Origin of the sequence: Pseudomonas sp. BF-B-30 (assembly GCF_019956305.1) — a bacterium.
In the GTDB taxonomy this organism is placed as follows: domain Bacteria; phylum Pseudomonadota; class Gammaproteobacteria; order Pseudomonadales; family Pseudomonadaceae; genus Aquipseudomonas; species Aquipseudomonas jessenii.
Genome location: NZ_JAHBDG010000025.1, coordinates 30,088 through 51,096, shown reverse-complemented (window position 1 = coordinate 51,096; position 21,009 = coordinate 30,088). Strand labels below are relative to the sequence as shown.

Below are 21,009 nucleotides of genomic sequence, written 5' to 3'. Positions count from 1 at the left end.
GCAAGCCCGCTCCCACAGTAACCGCTCAAGCCTTCGAATCAACCTGCGCCTGTCACCTGTGCAAGAATAGTCGCCAGCTATAGCGAATTGGCGCAGGACTCCCAGATGAACGCAATACCAACCGCCAGCGATGCCCAGGCCTTGATCGCCCGAATCGACTGGGCGAGCAGCCCGCTGGGCGCTGCCAGCACTTGGCCACAAAGCCTGCGAACCGCCGTGGACATCGTCATTCACTCACCGATGCCGATGCTGCTGTTATGGGGCCCGCAACTGACGCAAATCTACAACGACGGCTTCGCCCTGCTCGCCGGGAACAAGCATCCGCACGCTTTCGGACAACCGACACACCTGATCTGGCCAGAGTTGCAAGACTTCACCGACCCGATCTACAGCGCCGTCCTGCAAGGTCAGGTGCGCACCTACAGCGAGCAGCGCTTTACCCTGCAACGCGGGGGCCGGGAGTCTGACTTCTGGCTCGACCTGACCTACAGCCCGATCCGCGACGAAGGTGCCCAGGTGTCCGGGATCCTGGTCACCGCCATCGAAACCAACGAACGCCGGCGCATCGCCCTCGAACTCGAACAGCGCTCGGCGGCCAGCCTCAAGGCCCAGCGTGAAACCGAGGAACGCCTGCAACTGGCCCTCGCCGCCACCGATGCGGTCGGTACCTGGGACTGGGACATCAGCGAGGACCGCTTCATCGCCGATGCGCATTTTGCCCAACTGCATGGCATCGACCCGGCCATGGCCAGTCAATTGCCGATCAGTGAATACCTGCACGGCGTACACCCCGAAGACCGCGCCCTGATCGCCCGCAGCATCAAGCATTGCATCACCCATGGCACCGAATACGCCGAGGAGTATCGCCTGCTGCAAACCGACGGCCAGATGCGCTGGGTATTTGCCCGCGGTCGCTGCTACAAGGATCACCATGGCCGGCCAGTGCGCTTCCTCGGCGCCGCCCTGGACCTGACCGAGCGCAAACACACCGAACAGGCCCTGCGCCAGAGCCAGACCGAGCTGCAACTGATCATCAACGCCATGCCGGTCCTGATCAGCTACGTCGACCGCGAAGAACGCTTTCGCCTGAACAATGCGGCGTACCTCGACTGGTACGGGCTGACGCCGCAAGAGCTTTACGGGCGAACCATTCTTGAAGTGCTCGGCGAAGAAGCCTATGCGCTGCGCGCTCCGCACATCAAGGAAGCGCTGTCTGGCCGGCCCTGCTGTTTCAGCATCAGCACGCCACACCGCGACGGCAGCATCCGCCAGGCCTTGATGAATTACCTGCCACGCCACGGCGCGGACGGCGCCGTGAACGGTTTCTACATCTTCGTGATCGATGAAACCGAGCGTAAAAAGACCGAAGAAGCCCTGCGTAACCTCAACGAAACCCTTGAAGAACGGGTTGCCGCCCGCACCCGCCAACTGGCCGAAGCCAACGAGCGTCTGCAGAACGAGATGTTCGAGCGCGAACGTGCCGAAGACGCCTTGCGCCATGCGCAGAAAATGGAAGCGGTCGGCCAGCTTACCGGCGGCATCGCCCATGACTTCAACAATATGCTCACCGGCATCATCGGCAGCCTCGACCTGATGCAACGCTACATTGCCGACGGCCGCGCCAGCGAGATCGGTCGATTCACCGAAGCGGCCGTGTCCTCGGCCAACCGCGCCGCCGCCCTCACCCATCGCTTGCTGGCGTTCTCCCGGCGCCAATCACTCAATCGCAAGCCGCTCAACCCTAACGAGCTGATCCACTCTCTGGAAGACTTGTTCAGGCGTACCAAGGGCGACCATATCGAGCTCGACCTCCAACTGGCCGAGGACATCTGGCGGGTCAACACCGATGTCAGCCAACTGGAAAACGCCCTGCTCAACCTGGTGATCAACGCCCGGGACGCCATGCCCGATGGCGGCGAGCTGCAGATCGAAACGGCCAACGTGTACCTCGACGGGAGTGACATGACGACCCTGGAACCGGTCAAGGCCGGTGACTACGTGATGATTGCCGTCAGCGACAACGGCACCGGCATGACGCCCTCGGTGCTGGCCAAGGCATTCGACCCCTTCTTCACCACCAAGCCCATCGGCCAGGGCACCGGTTTGGGCTTGTCGATGATTTACGGTTTCGCCCAGCAATCGGGGGGCCATGTCAGTCTGTTCAGCCTGCCGGGACGGGGCACCAGCGTGCGTTTGTACCTGCCGCGCCTGCATTCGACCGAGTCGGAAAAAGTTTTGTCGCCCGTCATCGGCGAGGCACCGGCGGCCATTGCTGGCGAAACCGTGATGCTGGTCGAGGACGATGCGGCGGTGCGCATGCTGGTATTGGACCTGCTCAATGAGCTCGGTTACCGAGCCCATGAAGCCGAAGATGCCAAGGGCGCCCTGCCGCTGCTGGAGTCGGACCTGCGGGTGGACCTGCTGGTGACCGACGTCGGGTTGCCGGGCATGAACGGCCGCCAACTGGCGGAAATCGCCCGCCAGCATCGTCCCGAACTGAAAGTGCTGTTCATGACCGGTTACGCCGAGATCGCCGCCGAGCGCCAGGGTTTTCTCGAAGAGGGCATGGACATGGTAGCCAAGCCGTTTTCCATCGATCTGCTGGCCAACAAGATTCGCACGATGATCAGTCAATCGGACTGAGTTGAGGCATAATCGCGCGCCCCCCACTGCCGCCCACATAGCCACCACCGTTGCAAGGTAACCGCCACATGAAAGCTCAAGCCCGCCATATTCTGGTGAAAACCTCGGAAGAAGCCGAGCAGCTCAAACAACGCATCGCCAAGGGCGAAGCGTTCGACGTACTGGCCAAGAAGTATTCGACCTGCCCATCGGGCAAGCGCGGCGGCGATCTCGGTGAAGTGCGGCCGGGACAGATGGTCGGCGTAATTGATGCGGTGATCTTCAAGAAACCGCTGCGGGTGGTGCATGGGCCGATCAAGAGCAAGTTCGGGTATCACCTGGTGCAGGTGTTTTACCGGGATTGAGTGGCTGGTCAGGCCCCTGTGGCGAGGGGGCTTGCCCCCGTTCGAGTGCGCAGCACTCGTGAGTTCGCTGCACTCGGCATGTCAGATAAATCCGGTAGACAGGGTTTGGGGCTGCTTCGCAGCCCAACGGGGGCAAGCCCCCTCGCCACAAAGCCCCCCTCGCCCCAGTTAATGCATTTCAATCTCTGGGAATCAGCGCCCCCGGCACCTGAATCACCCGGCTCGCCAATCGATGCCCGGCCTCGGCGGCTTGCGAAGGGCTGCCGCCCTTGAGCCGCGAAGCCAGATACGCCGCGCTGAACGAATCCCCCGCCGCCGTGGTGTCCACCACCCGCTCGACCTTCTGCGCCGGCACTTCGAACGACTCTCCATCACAACGAATCAGGCACGCTTGTGCGCCGCGCTTGAGCACCACTTCCGGCGTACCGATCTGCTCATACGCGGCAAACACCGCGTCAGCATCGGCATAACCAAACAACGCCTGTTCGTCATCCACCGTCAGCAACGCCAGGTCGACATACGCCAGCACACTGCGATATGCCGCCCGGGCGTCCTCGACCGATGCCCAAAGCCGTGGCCGGTAGTTGTTGTCGAACACGATCCGCGCATCGCGCTGGCGGGCTTCGATCAGGGTTTCCAGCAGTTTTTCCCGACCTTGCGCACCGAGTACCGCCAGGGTGATGCCGCTGAAGTACAGCACATCATAATCCGGCAGCGCGGCGAGAATCGGCGCGGCGGCCGGGGTGGTGAAGCAATCGCGGACGGCCGCTTCGTTGCGCCAGTACAGGAAGCGTCGCTCACCGGTGGCGTCAGTCTGGATGCAATACAAACCCGGCAGGCGTCCGGGCAGACGCTGGACCATGGCGAGCCCGATATTTTCCGCCGCCCAACTCTGGCACATCGCGTCGCTGAAACTGTCATCGCCCAGGGCGGTGACGTAGTCCACGGAACCGTCCTCTCCCAGTTCCCGGGACAGGTACACGGCCGTGTTCAATGTGTCGCCGCCAAAGCTCTGTTGCAGGTTGCCATCGGCGCGATGCTGCAACTCGATCATGCACTCGCCGATCAGGGCGATGCGTGGAGTGTCGGGGCCCAAGGTGTTGATGGTGTTCATACGCGGGTTTCTCTTTTTGTCTGGTAGGGCCTCTTCGCGAGCAAGCCCGCTCCCACATTGGATCTTCGGTGTACACACAACCCTGTGGGAGCGGGCTTGCTCGCGAAAGCCGCGCCGCGATTTCAGTCTTAGAAACAGGTTTCCATGGTCTCGATGACGTTCAGTTGCTCATCCACCAGGCACCCGACACGCCACTTGTCGAACGTCAGGCACGGGTGCGAAGTGCCGAACGAAATGATGTCGCCCACCCGCAGATCAACCCCCGGTGCCACGGTCATGAACGCATGCTGGTCCATCACCGCAGTCACCTTGCAGACGCTCACATCATCGCCTTTGGCCGGCACGACGCCCGCCTTGTAGCGCAGCAATGGCACCGGCAAACCGGCGTCGTAGGCCACGTCGCGCTTGCCCAGGGCAATCACCGCAAACCCCGGCTCCGGCAGCGACTGCACGTGCGCCCACACCTCCAGCGCCGGACGCAGGCCTTCGTGCAGGTCGCTGCGACGGTCGAGCACGCAGCACTGCGCTTCCTTGTAGATGCCATGGTCATGGGCCACGTAACTGCCGGGACGCAGCACGCTGAGGAAACGCCCGGCGGCGTTCTGTGCTTCAAACGACTCGGCAATCAGGTCATACCAGGCCGAACCCGACGCGGTGATGATCGGCTTGGGGATGGCGAAGGCACCGCTGTCCTGCAACTGCACCGCCAGGCGCACCAGTGATGCGGCGAAATCGCGGATACCGGTCACCGCGTGATCGCCGTGGATCACCCCTTCGTAGCCTTCGATCCCGGTCAGGGCCAGCGCCGGTTGCGCGGCGATGGCCTTGGCCAGGTCGAGCACTTGCTGCTCGCTGCGGCAACCGCAGCGACCACCGACCACGCCGTATTCGATCATGACGTTCAAACGCACGCCACGGGAGGCGAAATAGGCACCGAGGTCGGCGACGTTGTCCGGGTGATCGACCATGCAATAGAAGTCGAACGTCGGGTCGGCCAGCAGGTCGGCAATCAGCGCCATGTTCGGCGTACCGACCAACTGGTTGGCCATCAGCACCCGGCGCACACCATGAGCGTAGGCCGCACGGGTTTGGGTGGCGCTGGCCAGGGTGATGCCCCAGGCACCGGCGTCCAGTTGGCGCCGGAACAGCGCCGGGGTCATGCTGGTTTTGCCATGGGGCGCGAGTTCCGCTCCGCTGTCGCTGACGAACGCCTGCATCCAGCGAATGTTGTGTTCCAGTGCCTCGCGGTGCAGTACCAGCGCAGGCAGGCTGACGTCACGCACCAGGTTCGCGCCCTTGGGTGCGGTGCCTTTTTCCACGGCGGCGGTATTGGGGGCAGAAGACATGGTCGAACTCCTCGTTCACGCGGCCGCAGGCAGCCGCTGTTATTCGTTGATGCGACGGGCCAGGCTATTGGCGCTTTCGATCAGCACCCGGCGGTAGTCGTTGTAGTTGTTCTTGGCATCGGCCCGGGGGGCGACGATGCACAGGGTCGCGATGGCCACGCCGTTGGGGTCTTTGACCGGTGCGGCGAAGCAATGGGTAAAGGTGTCGGCGACGCTATCGAAGGAAAAGAAACCATCGATACCGGCCTGACGGATTTCCTTGAGAAATTGCGCAAGTTCCAAGCGTTCGCCGTTGGGCAGGATGAAGTCGTCGTGGTCGATCAGGTCGACGATTGCCTGGTCGCTCAGGTGCGCCAGCAGCAAGCGCCCGGATGCGGTCCAGGGGATGGGCGCGTTTTCACCGATGTCCGAGGAAATGCGGAAATGCCGCTCCCCCTCCTTCATCAGCGCAACGGTGTACTTGCGCCCGTTGAGCAGGCACATCTGCGCCGTTTCACGGGTCTGGCTGACGATTTCCTGCAAGGCGTGATCGGCCTCGCGAGTCAGGTCGAAATGTCGCAGGTGTGCCTGCCCGAGAAAGTACAACTGGCGACCGAGGTAGACATGACCGTCCTTGCCCACCGGCTCCAGAATGCGTCGTTCCAGCAGCGAGGCCACCAGTTCGTAGACCGTGGATTTGGGGCTGCCGATCCCGTTGGCGATGTCGTTCGGGCGCAAGGGCTGGCCGATCTCCTTGAGGAAATCGAGGATATCGAACGCCCGGTCCAGCCCGCGTGCCCGGCGCTTGATGGTGTCTTCGGTCATTTCAGTGGTTCCCATTCATGGTCGCCTGGAGTTTACCCAGTGTGCCGCGCTGATCGTCAGGCCGCCTTCGCGGGCAAGCCCGCTCCCACAGGGAATGGTGGTGTGTCTGCAATCTGTGGCAGCACACAAACCTGTGGGAGCGTGGCTTGCCCGCGATGGGCGCGACTCGGTTCAAGCCTTTTTCTTGTACGCAATGCAGTCGATCTCGACCTTGCAGTCGACCATCATGTTCGCCTGCACACAGGCCCGCGCCGGGGCATGTTCTGGCTTGAAGTACTCGGAGAACACCTTGTTGAAGCTCCAGAAATCCCGCGGGTCTTCCAGCCACACGCCGGTACGCACCACGTCTTCGAGGCCATAACCGGCCTCTTCAAGGATAGCGATCAGGTTCTTCATGGTCTGGTGAGTCTGCTCGACGATACCACCGACAATGATCTCGCCATCCAGCGCCGGCACCTGGCCGGACACGTGCAGCCAGCCATCGGCTTCGACAGCGCGGGCGAATGGACGAGGCTGACCGCCGCCGGCGGTGCTGCCGGTGCCGTAACGAGTAATGCTCATGCGTGTTTCTCCTGATTGAAAGTGAAGGTTGAAAGCGCGTGCTTTTGAAAAGTCCTGGAGGTGCCAAGGCGCATTCGTGCTGCCGGCAACCACAATCAGTTTGTCGCGGACCATAGCGCTATCGAGCTTACTGTCCGCTGTCTCATTAATTCCGCTATAGCGGAACTTGGTATGTAACAACGGAATAGTCGGCAGAAAGTGTGCCACAGGATGCGGAGGGAATGTGAGGCAGATTGAAATTTGTTTTGAATCAAAGGATGCGTAAAACAGAAAAAACGTTACCAAACGCACGGCCTGGCCCGGGTGCTCGACGGTGACACACTGAACCAGGCGCTGATCAAGGCCGATGCGGCCTTGTATGAGTCAAGGCATACCGGGAAGGATCGCTACACATTTCATCAATAAAGCTATCTATCCCACCTACCGCACAGCGTGTCCTCATCGCTAACCGAGCAATGTGTGCCACCGAAAAAAGATCTGTTTAAACCCGACCAATCTGCTTGCTACTGTCAACTATGACAGTAGACGCTTCTGAGTAGGCAAGGAAATACTGGCGCCGCATCGACTATCGAAACCAAAGGGGATCGAACATGAATACGGCGAGAACTTTATTTTTTTGCGCGACGCTGGGGATGGGTTTAACGGGTTGCAATATTGATTCGGACGCGACTGTTTCCACGGTCAGCGAAGAGTGCAGCAGCCTGGTCAATGGAAAGTACATCGGCCAGAATGGCCCTGAAGTTTGCATTACGACACCGCTTTCAAAAAGTGCCACATCCATCTCGGGCACGATCGTTGGGACCACGGCTACAGGCCCGTTCATGGTAACGGCGAAAACCAGCGATGACGTCATTTTGAAGCAGGTATCCACGCTGTCTAACGGTAACTTCACGATGTCACAATTGAATCTGCAAAACCTGCCAGGCAAGGGCATTTCATTTTCGGTTGTAGTAACGGGTGTAAGTTCACCGCCCACCAAACTGGTAGTCGGCCAGGAGCCACCGTCAAAATGTTCACAAGGAGCTCCGAACTATCCGTTATGTGGCACTTACCCTGGCGCGATCTTTTTTCCAATTAAAACCTCCATTACCACCATTTTCTCTGTTCCACCTGGCGAGTTTTATACGGGGGCTACTTTAATCCCGTATCTCATAGGCTTGAGTACAACCCGCTGGAAGCCAGACCGATACATCAGCTTTTCACGAAACGTTTCTGCTCCCATAAAACCGGGAGAGGAGCAAATCGTTTTTGCGACTATCGATAACACTGAGTCTTTTGCCTACCCTGTCACTCAAACTGTTTTGCCCGCTCAACAGTAAAAATCCCGCGAGAAACGTGCTCACAGTCGGGCGCGCGCAGGGCCGGTACACTGATGCGCGATCCCGTTCCCGTGTCCCTGGCTGACCTAGTGCTTGAATGACGTCATCACCCGCTCGGCATTTTCATCGCAGCTCATGCCTTCGGGCCGGGCCTGGAGGGTGTCGATCCAGCCCAGCAACTGCGCCTTGCTATGGGCCAGGTGCCGTTGCATCTCTTCGATCTGCTCGATCTTGCGATACAGGCCGGCCATCAACTCATCGTGCTTGAACGCGCCCGTCACATTATCCGGCAGTAATTGCCTGAGTTCTTCCAGGCTGAAACCGGCCTGTTGTGCGCACTGGATGATTTGCAGGGTCTGCAGCGCCTGTTGCGAGTAACGCCGATAACCGTTGGCAGAACGCTCGACCTGGCGGATCAACCCCTGAGACTCGTAAAAGCGGATCCGCGATGCGGTCAACCCGCTCAACTGCGCCAATTCACCGATCTTCATTGCGGCCTCATTTACCTGCTTGACATTAAAGTTAACTTTAAGCTTAGCCTCTGCTCATCACTACGAGGAGTCAAGTATGTCGCCCTTTCAAGCGTTGAATTTGCCCAACGGCCAGACCATCGGCAATCGCATTGCCAAAGCCGCGATGGAAGAGAACCTCGCCAATACCGATCAAGTACCCGACAAGGCACTGCTTCGCCTGTATCAGGCCTGGGCCGAGGGCGGGGCCGGCTTGTTGCTGACCGGCAATGTAATGATCGACCGTCGCGCCATGACCGGTCCCGGCGGAGTAGCGCTGGAAGACGAGCGCCACCTGGAGCGCTTCCGCCAGTGGGCCAGCGTCGGTCGGGCCGGCGGTGCGCATTTCTGGGTGCAGCTCAACCATCCTGGCCGCCAGACCATGGCCAACCTTGGTCAGCAAGCTCTGGCGCCGTCGGCGGTTGCGCTGGATCTGGGCCCGTTCTCGAAGATGTTCGCCGAACCCAAACCCATGAGCGCGGACGACATCCAGGAGGTGATCCGACGTTTCGCCACCAGCGCCGCACTGGCCGAGAAAGCCGGTTTTACCGGCGTGCAGATCCACGCCGCCCACGGCTACCTGATCAGCCAGTTCCTTTCGCCGCTGACCAATCGGCGCACCGATCAATGGGGCGGATCCCTGGAAAATCGTGCGCGTCTGCTGTTGTCCGTCGTCGAGGCGGTTCGCCAAGCGGTGTCGCCGCAATTTTGTGTGTCGGTAAAACTCAACTCAGCAGATTTCCAGCGCGGTGGTTTCGATGCCGATGATGCGCGGCAAGTGATCCAGTGGCTCAACGAACAACCGATCGACCTGCTGGAACTCTCCGGTGGCAGTTACGAAGCACCTGCCATGCAAGGCGAGGCGCGCGACGGCCGAACCCTGGCGCGGGAGGCGTACTTTCTGGAAATGGCCGGCGAACTGGCCAGCGTGGCACGGATGCCGGTGATGGTGACCGGTGGGATCCGGCGTCTGGCAATCGTCGAACAGGTCCTCGACAGCGGCCTTGCCATGGCCGGCATCGGCACCGCGCTCGCTGTGGAACCACACCTGGTCAAGCACTGGCGCGAAGGGCAGGACAGCCATCCGCAACTGCCGCCGATCCGCTGGAAGCGCAAGCCCCTGGCGGCGCTGGCGAGCATGGCGGTGGTCAAGTTCCAGCTGCATCGCTTGAGCCGTGGGCGCACAACCCGACCTGAAGTCTCGGCGTTGTGGGCGTTGATTCTCGACCGGTTATACATTGGCAAGCGCACCCGGCAGTATCGGCAGGCGATGGGCAAGTAATCCGAAGTTGGTGGTGGCTGACCCACCGCTTTCGCGAGCAAGCCCGCTCCCACAGGGATCATTCGGTGTTCACAGACTTTGTGTTCACCCGGACCAATTTGGGAGTAATCCGAAATTGATGTTGACTGACCCTCCGCCTTCGCGAGCAAGCTCGCTCCCACAGGGATCATTCGGTGTTCACAGACTTTGTGTTCACCCGGACCAATGTGGGAGTAATCCGAAATTGATGTTGACTGACCCTCCGCCTTCGCGAGCAAGCTCGCTCCCACAGGGATCATTCGGTGTTCACAGACTTTGTGTTCACCCGGACCAATGTGGGAGCGAGCTTGCTCGCGATGAGGCCCGTGCAGACAAAGTAAACTTCAGCCAGGAAGCAGCTCGTCAATGTGCCGATACTCGGCCTGCAACTGCGTCGCCAACACCCTGCTGCGCCCAAGCCGGATCGGCCCGCGCTCGATATCGATCAATAACCCCGGGCACTCCAGGACGGGCAACAACGGCCAGTCCTTCAGCCGTCCATCGGTCACCAGCAACAACCGCTGCTGCTCTGCCGGAAAACGCTTTTGCCGTGCACCAAGCCATCGCCCCGCTTCGCCCAACGCGGCCAGTAACGGCGTACCGCCCCCGGCGCCAAGGCCATCGAGCCAATGGCGCAACCCGGTCGAGGCCTTCAACCCCTGCACCTGCCACTTCGGTGCAGCACCGCTGGCCGTGAGCAGGGCCAGGCGCGCACGCTGGCGATAGGCATCGTCGAACAACTGCGCCAGCAAGCCCTTGGCATCGCTCAATGCCTGATGACGACGGGTCGATGCGGAGGCGTCAACGATCACCAGCCACAGTTCGTGGGGCGAGCGAGTGCGCAGCTGAAACAACAGGTCGTCGCGCTGACGCGGTCGGCCATTGAGCAATGTGCCAGGCCAGTTGACCGAGCCGCTCCGTGCTGCATGACGCTTACCCTGTTTGCCGTGGTCCAGCCGCCCGGCTCGGGGTCTGGCATTCGCCCCCGCATGGGAGCGTGGGCGAATGCCTAGGGCTTTTTTGGCCAGCTCGGCACTTCACGTCGTGCACCGACCGCCAGCGCCTGGGCAGGCAACTCGCCCCACTGGCCCTGCCCTTCGCTCGGGTTGGCGTGCTGAGGCGCCGATTGTTGCGTCGACTGGGATGACTGAGGCGTCGGTGCGCAATGTTCGCGACGGCGATGGCGCAAGGCGAACTCGGCGACTGCGTCGATATCTTCCTCGGCGATGGCGTTCGCCCCGCGCCAGGCAGCGTGAGCCCGGGCGGCGCGCAGCCAGACCAGATCGGCGCGCAAACCATCGACGCCAGCGGCGAAGCAGCGTTCGGTGATGTGTGCCAGCGCCTGGTCGTCGAGGGGAATGCTTGCCAGTGCATTGCGTGCGTTCTGGCAACGGTCACGCAGAGTCGCCTGTGCGGATTCCCATTCGGCGCAGAAACCTTGCGGGTCGGCGTCGAAATCCAGGCGACGACGGATGATCTGACCGCGCTCGGCCGGCGCGGTGTGACCACCGAGGGCGACGTTCAAACCGAAACGGTCAAGCAATTGCGGACGCAGTTCTCCCTCTTCCGGGTTCATGGTGCCAATCAGCACGAATTTTGCCGAATGCCTATGGGAAATGCCGTCACGCTCCACCAGATTGGTGCCGCTGGCAGCCACATCGAGCAGCAGGTCAACGAGATGATCGGACAACAAATTGACCTCGTCGACATAGAGCACGCCACCGTCAGCCTTGGCCAGTACGCCGGGGGAAAACTGTGCGCGACCTTCGCCCAGTGCCGCATCGAGATCGAGGGTGCCGACCAGCCGCTCCTCAGTGGCGCCCAGCGGCAAGGTGACGAACTGACCGCTGGCCAGCAGATCCGCCAGACCGCGGGCCAGGGTCGACTTGGCCATGCCCCGCGGGCCTTCGATCAGGACACCGCCGATTTTCGGGTCGATGGCGGTCAGGCACAGGGCAAGCTTCAAATCGTCGGCGCCGACCACGGCGCAGAGCGGGAAATGCGGGGTGTCGGTCATTGTTCTATCTCGGTCATGGTCGGTGATCGTCACAGCCACCTCAAACCCTGTGGGAGCGAGCTTGCTCGCGATGGCGGCCTGACAGTCGAAATCGATGTCGACTGTGTTGACGTCTTCGCGGGCAAGCCCGCTCCCACAGGATTTGCGGTGATTAGCTGTCTTCCTCTATATCCAGCAACAGATTCTCCAGCGCCTCGCGGTACTCGCCGGGCTCCTTCCACATTCCCCGTTGTTGCGCCTCGAGCATGCGCTCGGTCATATCGCGCAAGGCATGAGGATTGTGTTCGCGGACAAAATCCCGGGTGCCCGGATCGAGCAAATAGGCATCGGCCAGCAACGCGTACTGGTGATCGTCGATCAACTGCGTGGTGGCGTCGAAGGCGAAAAGGTTGTCGACCGTCGCAGCCATTTCGAACGCCCCTTTGTAGCCGTGACGTTTAACACCTTCGAGCCACTTCGGGTTGGCCGCCCGGGAGCGGATCACCCGGTTCAGCTCTTCCTTCAAGGTGCGAATCCTCGGCAGGTCCGGTTGGCTGTGGTCGCCATGATAGCTGGCCGCCGCCTCGCCTTTCAGGCTCTCCACCGCCGCGAGCATGCCGCCCTGGAACTGGTAGTAATCGTTGGAGTCGAGCAGATCGTGCTCGCGGTTATCCTGGTTTTGCAGCACCGCCTGTACCTGGCTCAGGCGCTGGCTGAACTGTTCGCGGGCGGCGGTGCCTTCGTCGGAACCGCCGTAAGCGTAGCCACCCCAGTTGAGGTAGACCTCGGCCAGGTCCTCGCGGCTCTGCCAAAGGCGACCGTCGATGGCGCCCTGCACACCCGCGCCGTAGGCACCGGGTTTGGCCCCGAATATCCGCCAGCCGGCCTGACGTCGCGCTGCGTCTTCATCGAGCCCCGCCTGCAGCAAGGCTGAACGCTCGGCGCGTACCTTGGCCGCCAACGGGTTCAGGTCGTCCGGCTCATCGAGATCGGCCACCGCTTGCACCGCCGCGTCGAACAAACGAATCAGATTGGCAAAGGCATCACGGAAGAAACCGGACACACGCAAGGTCACGTCCACCCGCGGGCGGTCGAGCAAACTCAACGGCAGAATCTCGAAATCATCGACCCGCTGGCTACCGGTGGCCCAGACCGGGCGCACGCCCATCAGCGCCATCGCCTGGGCGATGTCATCGCCACCGGTGCGCATGGTTGCGGTACCCCACACCGACAAGCCGAGCTGGCGCAAATGATCGCCGTGGTCTTGCAGGTGCCGTTCGAGAATCAGGTTGGCCGACTGGAACCCGATGCGCCACGCCGTGGTGGTCGGCAGGTTGCGCACGTCCACCGAATAGAAGTTGCGCCCGGTGGGCAGCACGTCAAGACGACCACGACTGGGCGCGCCGCTGGGACCGGCCGGGACGAAGCGACCGCCAAGCGCGTCGAGCAATCCGCGCATTTCCGCCGGACCGCAGGCGTCCAGCCTTGGCGCGACCACTTCGCGCAGGCTGTCGAGGATGGCTTGCACCTCAGACCAACCCGCCTCCTGTAGGAGCGAGCCTGCTCGCGATGGTGTGTCAGCCACATGGGTGTCGACTGACACACCATCGCGAGCAAGCTCGCTCCCACAGGGGTCAGCTAATGCCTGCGAAATCAGTTGTGTGGCGAACAGTTCGAGGCGTTCGCGGGTATCGCCGGTGGTGCGCCACAGTTCAGTGCTGATCAACGACAAGGCATTCGGTCGGAGCCCGGCCCACGGCTCGGCCAAGGCGCAATCAAGCGGATCGAACCCCAGCCCGAAGGCCTTGGCTAGCGCCCGCAGCAGACTCGACTGCGCACCCCGGCCATCGCCCCGTGGAATGCGCAACAGCGCCAGCAAGGTATCGATGCGCAATCGCCCGGTGGGCGATTCGCCGAACACATGCAGGCCGTCGCGGATCTGCGACTCCTTCAAGTCGCACAGGTAAGTGTCGAGCTGCGGTAACCAGATCGCCGCGTCGGCATCGCTGTCGAGTTGTTCGTCCAGTTGCAGTTCACGGTCGATGTGGGTGTCACGCACCAGTTGCAGGATGTCGCGCTGCAACTCTCGGGCGCGGCGCGGATCGAGCAGCTGCGCTTCGTAATACTCGTCGGCCAACAGCTCGAGGTTACGTAGCGGGCCGTAGGTTTCGGCGCGAGTCAGCGGTGGCATCAGGTGATCGATGATCACCGCCTGGGTACGCCGCTTGGCCTGGGCGCCCTCGCCCGGGTCGTTGACGATGAACGGATAGATGTTCGGCAGCGGCCCGAGCAAAGCATCTGGCCAGCAATGTTCCGACAGCCCCACGCCCTTGCCCGGCAGCCATTCGAGGTTGCCGTGTTTGCCGACGTGGATCACGCCGTGGGCGCCATAGGTGTTGCGCAGCCAGAAGTAGAAGGCCAGGTAGCCGTGGGGCGGCACCAGGTCCGGGTCGTGATACACCGCGCTCGGGTCGACCTGATAACCCCGGGCCGGTTGAATACCGACGAAGGTCAGGCCGAAACGCAGGCCGGCGATCATCATCCGCCCGCTGCGACACATCGGGTCGTTTTCCGGCGCCCCCCAACGTTCGAGCACCGCCGCGCGATTGGCTTCAGGCAGGGCGTTGAACATCACTAGATAATCATCCATGCCCAGGCTTTGCTGGCACGGACGCAGGTCGAGGGTCTCGAGATCGTTGCTGACGCCGCCCAGTAACTGCTGGATCAGCGCGGTGCCGCTGTCTGGTAACTCAGCCGGTAATGGATAACCTTCGGCATGCAACGCCCGCAGGATATTCAGCGCCGCTGCCGGGGTATCGAGGCCGACGCCATTGCCGATGCGACCGTCGCGGGTCGGGTAGTTGGCGAGAATCAAGGCAATGCGTTTTTCAGCATTGGGCACCCGCGCCAGATCGATCCAGCGCCGCGCCAGTTCGGCAACGAAGTCCATGCGCTCCGGTTGTGGCCGGTAGCAGACTACATCCGACTGACTGCGCTCACTGCGCCACGCCAGGTCCTTGAAGCTGATCGGGCGGCTGATGATGCGCCCGTCCAGTTCCGGCAAGGCAATGTGCATCGCCAGGTCGCGAGGGCCAAGCCCCTGTTCACTGGCGCGCCAGCCGGGTTCGTTGTCCTGGGCGCAAATCGCCTGGATCACCGGGATATTGCGGCGAAACGGGCGCAGATGAGGTGCTTCCGGACTGGATTGAGCGAAGCCAGTGGTGTTCAGAATCACTGAAGCTTCGACTTCATCCAGCCAGTCCTCGACCACCGAAAGGCAGCCGGGCTCTTTCAAGCTGGCCAGCGCAATCGGCAATGGATTCAACCCCGCCGCCTGCAAACGCTGGCAAAAAACATCAATGAAAGCGGTGTTCGCCGCCTGCAAATGCGAGCGGTAAAACAGCACTGCCGCCACGGGTTGATCGGCATGCCAGTCGGCTTGCCAGTCGCTCAGTGCGGCAGAGTGTTTGTGCGGATGATAAATCGCCGTGCGTGGCAGGGTTTGCGGTTCGCCCCAGGTGTAATCACGCGCCAGCCAGCGGTTGGCCAGGCAGCGGAAGAAGTCGAGGGCGTTGCCCATGCCGCCCTGGCGCAGAAACTGCCAGAGCCGGTCGCGATCCTCGGCACCGACGGTGCTCAAGTCGCTGAGTTCCGGGTCCGGGCGATCATCACCCGGCACCAGAATCAGCTGCACGCCACGCTGTGACAGCTCGACCAGACGCTCGATGCCATAACGCCAATAGGCGATGCCGCCGTGCAGCGAGATCAGGATGACCTTGGCGTGGCGCAAGACTTCATCGACGTACAGGTCAACCGAGGCATGGTTCTGCACCTGCATCGGGTTGGCCAGGCGCACGCTCGGGTAATCGTCGGGCAACTGCTGCGCCGCTTCGGCGAGCAGCGCCAGGCTGGAATCGCCGCTGCACAGGACCACCAGCTCGGCGGGGGTTTGTCCAAGGTCGGCAATGTTGTCATCCGACACGAAACCGCCGGGCTGGGTCCTGAGCAGGTGCATGGCTTACACGCTGAGCGCGGCGCGCAATTGCGCTTCGAGAACAGTGGCGTCCAGTTTCTGGCCGATCAGCACCAGGCGAGAGACTCGCGCCTCTTCGGCGCCCCACTGGCGGTCGAAATGCTTGTCAAAACGCGTACCCACGCCCTGGATCAGCAGGCGCATCGGCTTGTTCGGAATCGCCGCAAACCCCTTGACGCGCAGGATGCCGTGCTGGACCACCAACTGGGTCAGCGCGTCCAGCAGCAGGCTTTCGTCGGCTTGCGGCAGTTCGATGGAGATCGAATCGAAGGCGTCGTGATCGTGGTCATCATGATCGTCGTCGCCATCGTGATGATGGTCGTGGTGGCTGTGGCGGCTGTCGATGTGTTCTTCGGAGCCGACACCCAGGCCGATCAGCACGTCCAGCGGCAGGCGACCGCTGCTGGCTTCGATGATTTTCACCGCTGGCGGCAATTCCTCGGCGACTTCCAGGCGCACACGGGCCAGGTCCGTCGGGTTGATCAGGTCGGTTTTGTTGAGGATCACCAGGTCAGCGCTGGCCAATTGGTCGGCGAACAGTTCGTGCAGCGGCGATTCGTGGTCCAGGTTCGGGTCGAGTTTGCGCTGGGCGTCGACCTGATCCGGGAACGCGGCGAAGGTGCCGGCGGCCACGGCCGGGCTGTCGACCACGGTGATTACCGCATCTACCGTGCAGGCGCTGCGGATTTCCGGCCACTGGAAGGCTTGCACCAGCGGCTTTGGCAGTGCCAGACCGGACGTTTCGATGAGGATGTGGTCGAGATCGCCGCGACGGGCCACCAGTTCGCGCATCACCGGGAAGAATTCTTCCTGGACGGTGCAGCACAGGCAGCCATTGGCCAGCTCATAGACACGGCCGTTGGCTTCTTCTTCGGTGCAACCGATCGAGCACTGCTTGAGGATTTCGCCATCAATGCCCAATTCACCGAATTCGTTGACGATCACCGCGATGCGGCGACCCTGGGCGTTGTCGAGCATGTGGCGCAGCAGCGTGGTTTTACCCGAGCCGAGAAAGCCGGTGACGATGGTGACGGGGAGTTTGGCCAGTGTTTTCATCGGATGCCCTATGGCTAAGCTGGCGGGCATACGGGACGACGACCGGCAACGCGCACGCGATTGCCTGAAGAGTTCGCCACCGGATCACCCCGCCCGGTTGAAAGTGAGAATCTGTGACGAGGCAGGTCTCCTGGCTGACGGTGTGCCGGGCTTGAGCCTGGCATTCGCTGCGCCTTCCCGCCGGCCTCATGGATTGAGTCAGCAGTGGCGTGGCAACGAACATCACCGTTCACAGTTGCGGGGGCAGCCGCGGCATTGACCGCGTTCCCTTCTTAGCTTCGACAAACGCCGAAGAACCTCGAAAGCGCAAGGCTACGCATGGTCTTGGGGCGGGTCAATGTTCATGCTGAGTTCTGTAGCGCCTGTAACGACGCCATCGCGAGCAAGCTCGCTCCCACAGGGGATGGGGTTCTTTGAGAAAAATGCGGTCAAATATGGGAGCGAGCTTGCTCGCGATTGGGTCGACCCGGTTCCGAATTGAGAACCCCTGCCAATTGACGCCCAACCCCCGCCCATGCTCTCCTACACACCTTGTTACGGGTGCCCTTCACAGGGTGAAACGGGAAACCGGTGAATCATGTGCTTTACTCTTAAGCCATGTCAGTCCGGTGCTGCCCCCGCAACGGTAAGCGAGCGAAGCGTCAGATCCACTGTGCCACTGCGGCATGGGAAGGTGATGCTTTCAGGTCCAGGCGCAAGCCTTTGCCCCTCGTGAGCCCGGAGACCGGCCCGCAACACAAAGTGACCAGTACGATCACTGAACCAACAAACCCGCGGTGGGCGGGCGCTGTTTGAAACCTTGCGCGCCTGGTCGTGCGGGTTTTTACATGCGCTCTTAATTCCCCGCTGACAGACCAGAGGGAAACGCCATGTCGATCATCAGCAGCGCCGAACACACAGCCGCGAGCACCACCTCAACCCTGACTCAACGTCTGGCCGCCGCCGTCTGCGCGTCGATCCTGGGCGCGTGCCTTGTGTATTTCGCCGGTTTCTCGCACATCGAAGCGGTGCACAACGCCGCCCACGATACCCGCCACAGCTCCGCGTTCCCGTGCCATTGAGAGCTGTCGACATGATCAAGCGTATTGCGCAAACCGCAGGTTTCACCGGGCTGCTGGCCGCCCTGTTGCTGACCCTGCTGCAAAGTTTCTGGGTCGCCCCGCTGATTTTGCAGGCCGAGACCTACGAAAAAGCCGAACCGGCCGCTGTTGAAATGCATGAACACGCCGACGGTGCGGTGGCTGCCCACACTCATGATGCTCAAGCCTGGGAGCCGCAAGACGGCTGGCAGCGCGTGCTGTCGACCACCGGTGGCAACCTGGTGGTGGCGGTCGGTTTCGCCCTGATGCTGGCCGGCCTGTACACCTTGCGTGCGCCGACCAAAACCTCTCAGGGCCTGCTCTGGGGCCTGGCCGGTTACGCGACCTTCGTGCTCGCCCCGACCCTCGGCCTGCCACCTGAATTGCCAGGCACTGCCGCCGCCGACCTAGCACAACGGCAACTGTGGTGGGTCGGTACCGCCGCCTCCACCGCCGTCGGTATTGCGCTGATCGTGTTCAGCCGTCACTGGCTGATGAAAGTCCTCGGCGCGGCGATCCTCGCCGTTCCCCATGTGATTGGCGCGCCGCAACCGGAGGTGCATTCGATGCTTGCTCCAGAGGCACTGGAAACCCGGTTCAAAATCGCTTCGCAACTGACCAACGTGGCATTCTGGCTGGCCCTGGGCCTGATCAGCGCCTGGTTGTTCCGTCGCAAAAGCGATGGTCAATACAACGCATGACTGACGTCAGCACAGCGCCGACCCTGGTGGTCGGTCTGGGCTGCCAACGGGGCTGCCCCGTCAGCACGTTGTTGGCGCTGCTCGATCAGGCGCTGGAGGCGCACCAGATTGCCCGTCATGAAATCAAGGCGCTGGCCAGCATCGATTCGAAGCGCGACGAACCTGCACTGATCGAACTGGCTCAGCAACTCGGCCTGGAACTGATGTATTTCAGCAGTGAGCAACTGGCCGCTTATGAACCGCAACTCAGCCATCAATCGCAAATAGCGTTTGAACGCACCGGTTGCTACGGCGTTGCGGAAAGCGCCGCACTGGCCCTGGCCGAACAACTGGCCCAGGCCCCGGCAAAACTGCTGATTCCACGACAAAAATATGCCCAGGCAACCCTGGCATTGGCTGGTGCTGCGTAAAAACCGATAATCCCCGCCTTTGATCATGAACATTCTTCATCTGAAGACCTGTTCAGCCCCTTTTTCCCACAGGAACCGACGATGACCGTCTACTTCATTGGCGCAGGTCCCGGCGACCCCGAACTGATCACCGTCAAGGGCCAGCGGCTGATTCGCAGTTGCCCGGTGATCATATATGCCGGCTCACTGGTGCCGGCCGCCGTACTGGAAGGTCACTGTGCCGAACAGGTGGTCAACAGCGCCGAACTGCACCTGGAACAGATCATCGACCTGATCAAGGCCGCCCACGCCAAAGGCCAGGATGTGGCCCGGGTGCACTCTGGCGATCCGAGCCTGTATGGCGCCATTGGCGAGCAGATTCGCTATCTGCGTGAACTGGGCATTGCGTTCGAAATCGTACCCGGCGTGACTGCCACAGCCGCTTGCGCAGCGCTCTTGGGCGCGGAACTGACCCTGCCGGACATTTCGCAGAGCGTGATCCTGACTCGCTACGCCGACAAAACCGCCATGCCACCCGGAGAGGAATTCTCCAGCCTGGCGCAGCACGGCGCGACCATGGCGATTCATTTGGGGGTCAGTCACCTGGCGAAGATCGTCGAGGAACTGCTGCCCCATTACGGCGCCGATTGCCCGATTGCAGTGGTGCACCGCGCGAGCTGGCCGGATCAGGATTGGGTGGTGGGCACGCTGGCAGATATAGCCGGGAAGGTTGAATCGAAGGGGTTTCGTCGTACGGCGTTGATTCTGGTGGGTCGGGTGCTGGGCAGTGACCACTTCAGCGAGTCATCGCTGTATCGTGCGGGGCATGCGCATCTCTATCGCCCATAGCGCCCTCTTCGCGAGCAAGTCGGATCGCCGCACCGCCGCTCCCACATTTGGAATGCATTCCCCTGTGGGAGCGGGCTTGCTCGCGAAGGCTTCAGTGAATTCGACCCATAAAAAAACGGCGCTCACGGGGCGCCGTTTTTTCAATTCGCAGCGAACACCTTAGTAGTAGGCGTTTTCTTTCTGCGTGTGGTCGGTCACGTCGCGAACACCTTTGAGCTCCGGGATGCGCTCGAGCAAGGTGCGCTCGATGCCTTCCTTCAGCGTCACGTCGGCCTGGCCGCAGCCCTGGCAACCACCACCGAACTGCAGGACGGCGATGCCGTCTTCGACCACGTCGATCAGGCTGACCTGACCGCCGTGGCTGGCCAGCCCCGGGTTGATCTCGGTTTGCAGGTAGTAGTTGATGCGCTCGTTGATAGGGCTGTCGGCGTTGACCATCGGTACCTTGGCGTTTGGCGCCTTGATGGTCAGCTGGCCGCCCATGCGGTCGGTGGCGTAGTCGACAACGGCATCGTCCAGGAAGGCTTCGCTGAAGTGGTCGATGTACGCGGTGAAGCTTTTGAGCCCCAGCGCGGTGTCTTCGGGTTTTTCTTCGCCCGGCTTGCAGTAGGCAATGCAGGTTTCGGCGTACTGGGTGCCAGGCTGGGTGATGAAGACGCGGATGCCGATGCCCGGGGTGTTCTGCTTGGAGAGCAGATCAGCCAGGTAATCGTGGGCGGCGTCAGTGATGGTAATAGCGGTCATGGAAACTCCTCGCAGGCTTGGGCGCAGTTTACGCCAATCAACGCGCCGGACAAAGTCCTAGTATTTTTGTCGGGAAAGATTCCGACAATTCCCCTTGTAGGAGCGAGCTTGTGTGGCGAGGGGGCTTGCCCCCGTTGGGTCGCGAAGCGGCCCTAAAAAATGGGACCGCTGCGCAGTCCAACGGGGGCAAGCCCCCTCGCCACATAAGCCCACTCCCATAAG

Annotated in this window: 18 protein-coding genes, 1 pseudogene and 2 riboswitches; of the genes and pseudogenes, 9 read left to right on the top strand and 10 right to left on the bottom strand. The window is 61.6% G+C overall.

Annotated elements, in window-relative coordinates:
- Positions 1 to 105: 105 nt before the first annotated feature.
- Together KGB29_RS15060 and KGB29_RS15055 are read left to right on the top strand one after the other, a co-directional pair.
- Positions 106 to 2,643, top strand: a complete 2,538-nt coding sequence (locus KGB29_RS15060; protein ID WP_150814469.1) for a PAS domain-containing sensor histidine kinase — start codon at positions 106 to 108, stop codon at positions 2,641 to 2,643.
- Between the two features lie 68 nt (positions 2,644 to 2,711).
- A complete protein-coding gene (locus tag KGB29_RS15055) occupies positions 2,712 to 2,987 on the top strand; it encodes a peptidylprolyl isomerase (RefSeq protein ID WP_007898282.1) in 276 nt (91 codons plus the stop codon).
- A 178-nt stretch (positions 2,988 to 3,165) separates the two neighbouring features.
- Here the strand turns inward: KGB29_RS15055 and KGB29_RS15050 are convergent, their stop codons facing one another.
- The 4 genes from KGB29_RS15050 to KGB29_RS15035 all read right to left on the bottom strand — a co-directional run bounded on the left by KGB29_RS15050 (position 3,166) and on the right by KGB29_RS15035 (position 6,812).
- Positions 3,166 to 4,101: a sugar kinase gene (locus KGB29_RS15050; protein ID WP_150814468.1), complete on the bottom strand. Its 936-nt coding sequence runs from the start codon at positions 4,099 to 4,101 to the stop codon at positions 3,166 to 3,168.
- Positions 4,102 to 4,229: 128 nt separating this feature from the next.
- Complete coding sequence (locus KGB29_RS15045) at positions 4,230 to 5,447, bottom strand: amino acid deaminase (protein WP_150814467.1); 1,218 nt, start codon at positions 5,445 to 5,447, stop codon at positions 4,230 to 4,232.
- A gap of 39 nt (positions 5,448 to 5,486) precedes the next feature.
- Positions 5,487 to 6,251: an IclR family transcriptional regulator gene (locus tag KGB29_RS15040; protein ID WP_150814471.1), complete on the bottom strand. Its 765-nt coding sequence runs from the start codon at positions 6,249 to 6,251 to the stop codon at positions 5,487 to 5,489.
- A gap of 171 nt (positions 6,252 to 6,422) precedes the next feature.
- Complete coding sequence (locus KGB29_RS15035) at positions 6,423 to 6,812, bottom strand: RidA family protein (RefSeq protein ID WP_057714589.1); 390 nt, start codon at positions 6,810 to 6,812, stop codon at positions 6,423 to 6,425.
- A gap of 291 nt (positions 6,813 to 7,103) precedes the next feature.
- Between KGB29_RS15035 and KGB29_RS28900 the strand changes: the two are divergent.
- A pseudogene (locus tag KGB29_RS28900) lies at positions 7,104 to 7,217 on the top strand (GGDEF domain-containing protein); the annotation flags it as partial.
- A gap of 185 nt (positions 7,218 to 7,402) precedes the next feature.
- On the top strand, positions 7,403 to 8,131 hold the full coding sequence (locus KGB29_RS15030) for a hypothetical protein (RefSeq protein ID WP_150814466.1): 729 nt from the start codon (positions 7,403 to 7,405) through the stop codon (positions 8,129 to 8,131).
- An 86-nt stretch (positions 8,132 to 8,217) separates the two neighbouring features.
- On the opposite strand, the gene KGB29_RS15025 is transcribed toward KGB29_RS15030, so the two are convergent.
- Positions 8,218 to 8,622 carry a MerR family transcriptional regulator gene (locus KGB29_RS15025; RefSeq protein WP_102671480.1) on the bottom strand — a complete coding sequence of 135 codons (405 nt, stop codon included), beginning with the start codon at positions 8,620 to 8,622 and terminating at the stop codon, positions 8,218 to 8,220.
- A 76-nt stretch (positions 8,623 to 8,698) separates the two neighbouring features.
- Between KGB29_RS15025 and KGB29_RS15020 the strand changes: the two genes are divergently transcribed.
- Positions 8,699 to 9,922 (top strand): NADH:flavin oxidoreductase/NADH oxidase family protein, encoded by a 1,224-nt coding sequence (locus tag KGB29_RS15020; protein ID WP_150814465.1) that lies wholly within the window; start codon positions 8,699 to 8,701, stop codon positions 9,920 to 9,922.
- Between the two features lie 362 nt (positions 9,923 to 10,284).
- Here KGB29_RS15020 and KGB29_RS15015 read toward each other — a convergent pair whose 3' ends face one another.
- The 4 genes from KGB29_RS15015 to cobW form a co-directional block, all read right to left on the bottom strand.
- Positions 10,285 to 10,830, bottom strand: a complete 546-nt coding sequence (locus KGB29_RS15015; RefSeq protein WP_174245520.1) for a vWA domain-containing protein — start codon at positions 10,828 to 10,830, stop codon at positions 10,285 to 10,287.
- Positions 10,831 to 10,949: 119 nt separating this feature from the next.
- A complete protein-coding gene (locus KGB29_RS15010) occupies positions 10,950 to 11,957 on the bottom strand; it encodes an ATP-binding protein (RefSeq protein WP_150814463.1) in 1,008 nt (335 codons plus the stop codon).
- A 151-nt stretch (positions 11,958 to 12,108) separates the two neighbouring features.
- Positions 12,109 to 15,951: a cobaltochelatase subunit CobN gene (cobN, locus tag KGB29_RS15005; RefSeq protein WP_150814462.1), complete on the bottom strand. Its 3,843-nt coding sequence runs from the start codon at positions 15,949 to 15,951 to the stop codon at positions 12,109 to 12,111.
- Between the two features lie 3 nt (positions 15,952 to 15,954).
- On the bottom strand, positions 15,955 to 17,025 hold the full coding sequence (cobW, locus tag KGB29_RS15000) for a cobalamin biosynthesis protein CobW (protein WP_057714567.1): 1,071 nt from the start codon (positions 17,023 to 17,025) through the stop codon (positions 15,955 to 15,957).
- Between the two features lie 102 nt (positions 17,026 to 17,127).
- Positions 17,128 to 17,341: riboswitch (cobalamin riboswitch) on the bottom strand.
- A 205-nt stretch (positions 17,342 to 17,546) separates the two neighbouring features.
- A riboswitch (cobalamin riboswitch) is annotated at positions 17,547 to 17,773 on the top strand.
- 121 nt (positions 17,774 to 17,894) lie between these two features.
- Between cobW and KGB29_RS14995 the strand changes: the two genes are divergently transcribed.
- The 4 genes from KGB29_RS14995 (at position 17,895) to cobM (ending at position 20,043) form a co-directional block, all read left to right on the top strand.
- Positions 17,895 to 18,086: a CbtB domain-containing protein gene (locus KGB29_RS14995; protein WP_057714565.1), complete on the top strand. Its 192-nt coding sequence runs from the start codon at positions 17,895 to 17,897 to the stop codon at positions 18,084 to 18,086.
- Positions 18,087 to 18,097: 11 nt separating this feature from the next.
- Entirely contained in the window at positions 18,098 to 18,805 is a 708-nt protein-coding gene (locus KGB29_RS14990) for a CbtA family protein (protein WP_150814461.1), read from the top strand.
- Positions 18,802 to 19,215: a cobalamin biosynthesis protein gene (locus tag KGB29_RS14985; RefSeq protein ID WP_102671349.1), complete on the top strand. Its 414-nt coding sequence runs from the start codon at positions 18,802 to 18,804 to the stop codon at positions 19,213 to 19,215. The genes KGB29_RS14990 and KGB29_RS14985 overlap by 4 nt, the downstream gene beginning before the upstream one ends.
- A gap of 81 nt (positions 19,216 to 19,296) precedes the next feature.
- A complete protein-coding gene (gene cobM, locus KGB29_RS14980) occupies positions 19,297 to 20,043 on the top strand; it encodes a precorrin-4 C(11)-methyltransferase (RefSeq protein WP_150814460.1) in 747 nt (248 codons plus the stop codon).
- A gap of 159 nt (positions 20,044 to 20,202) precedes the next feature.
- Here the strand turns inward: cobM and nfuA are convergent, their stop codons facing one another.
- Complete coding sequence (gene nfuA / locus KGB29_RS14975; RefSeq protein ID WP_008059275.1) at positions 20,203 to 20,787, bottom strand: Fe-S biogenesis protein NfuA; 585 nt, start codon at positions 20,785 to 20,787, stop codon at positions 20,203 to 20,205.
- Positions 20,788 to 21,009 lie beyond the last annotated feature (222 nt).

Coding starts and splice junctions, on each gene's coding strand:
- KGB29_RS15060 (WP_150814469.1), top strand. CDS start 106: ATGAACGCAATACCAACCGCCAGCGATGCCCAGGCCTTGATCGCCCGA.
- KGB29_RS15055 (WP_007898282.1), top strand. CDS start 2,712: ATGAAAGCTCAAGCCCGCCATATTCTGGTGAAAACCTCGGAAGAAGCC.
- KGB29_RS15050 (WP_150814468.1), bottom strand. CDS start 4,101: ATGAACACCATCAACACCTTGGGCCCCGACACTCCACGCATCGCCCTG.
- KGB29_RS15045 (WP_150814467.1), bottom strand. CDS start 5,447: ATGTCTTCTGCCCCCAATACCGCCGCCGTGGAAAAAGGCACCGCACCC.
- KGB29_RS15040 (WP_150814471.1), bottom strand. CDS start 6,251: ATGACCGAAGACACCATCAAGCGCCGGGCACGCGGGCTGGACCGGGCG.
- KGB29_RS15035 (WP_057714589.1), bottom strand. CDS start 6,812: ATGAGCATTACTCGTTACGGCACCGGCAGCACCGCCGGCGGCGGTCAG.
- KGB29_RS15030 (WP_150814466.1), top strand. CDS start 7,403: ATGAATACGGCGAGAACTTTATTTTTTTGCGCGACGCTGGGGATGGGT.
- KGB29_RS15025 (WP_102671480.1), bottom strand. CDS start 8,622: ATGAAGATCGGTGAATTGGCGCAGTTGAGCGGGTTGACCGCATCGCGG.
- KGB29_RS15020 (WP_150814465.1), top strand. CDS start 8,699: ATGTCGCCCTTTCAAGCGTTGAATTTGCCCAACGGCCAGACCATCGGC.
- KGB29_RS15010 (WP_150814463.1), bottom strand. CDS start 11,957: ATGACCGACACCCCGCATTTCCCGCTCTGCGCCGTGGTCGGCGCCGAC.
- cobN (WP_150814462.1), bottom strand. CDS start 15,951: ATGCACCTGCTCAGGACCCAGCCCGGCGGTTTCGTGTCGGATGACAAC.
- cobW (WP_057714567.1), bottom strand. CDS start 17,025: ATGAAAACACTGGCCAAACTCCCCGTCACCATCGTCACCGGCTTTCTC.
- KGB29_RS14995 (WP_057714565.1), top strand. CDS start 17,895: ATGTCGATCATCAGCAGCGCCGAACACACAGCCGCGAGCACCACCTCA.
- KGB29_RS14990 (WP_150814461.1), top strand. CDS start 18,098: ATGATCAAGCGTATTGCGCAAACCGCAGGTTTCACCGGGCTGCTGGCC.
- KGB29_RS14985 (WP_102671349.1), top strand. CDS start 18,802: ATGACTGACGTCAGCACAGCGCCGACCCTGGTGGTCGGTCTGGGCTGC.
- cobM (WP_150814460.1), top strand. CDS start 19,297: ATGACCGTCTACTTCATTGGCGCAGGTCCCGGCGACCCCGAACTGATC.
- nfuA (WP_008059275.1), bottom strand. CDS start 20,787: ATGACCGCTATTACCATCACTGACGCCGCCCACGATTACCTGGCTGAT.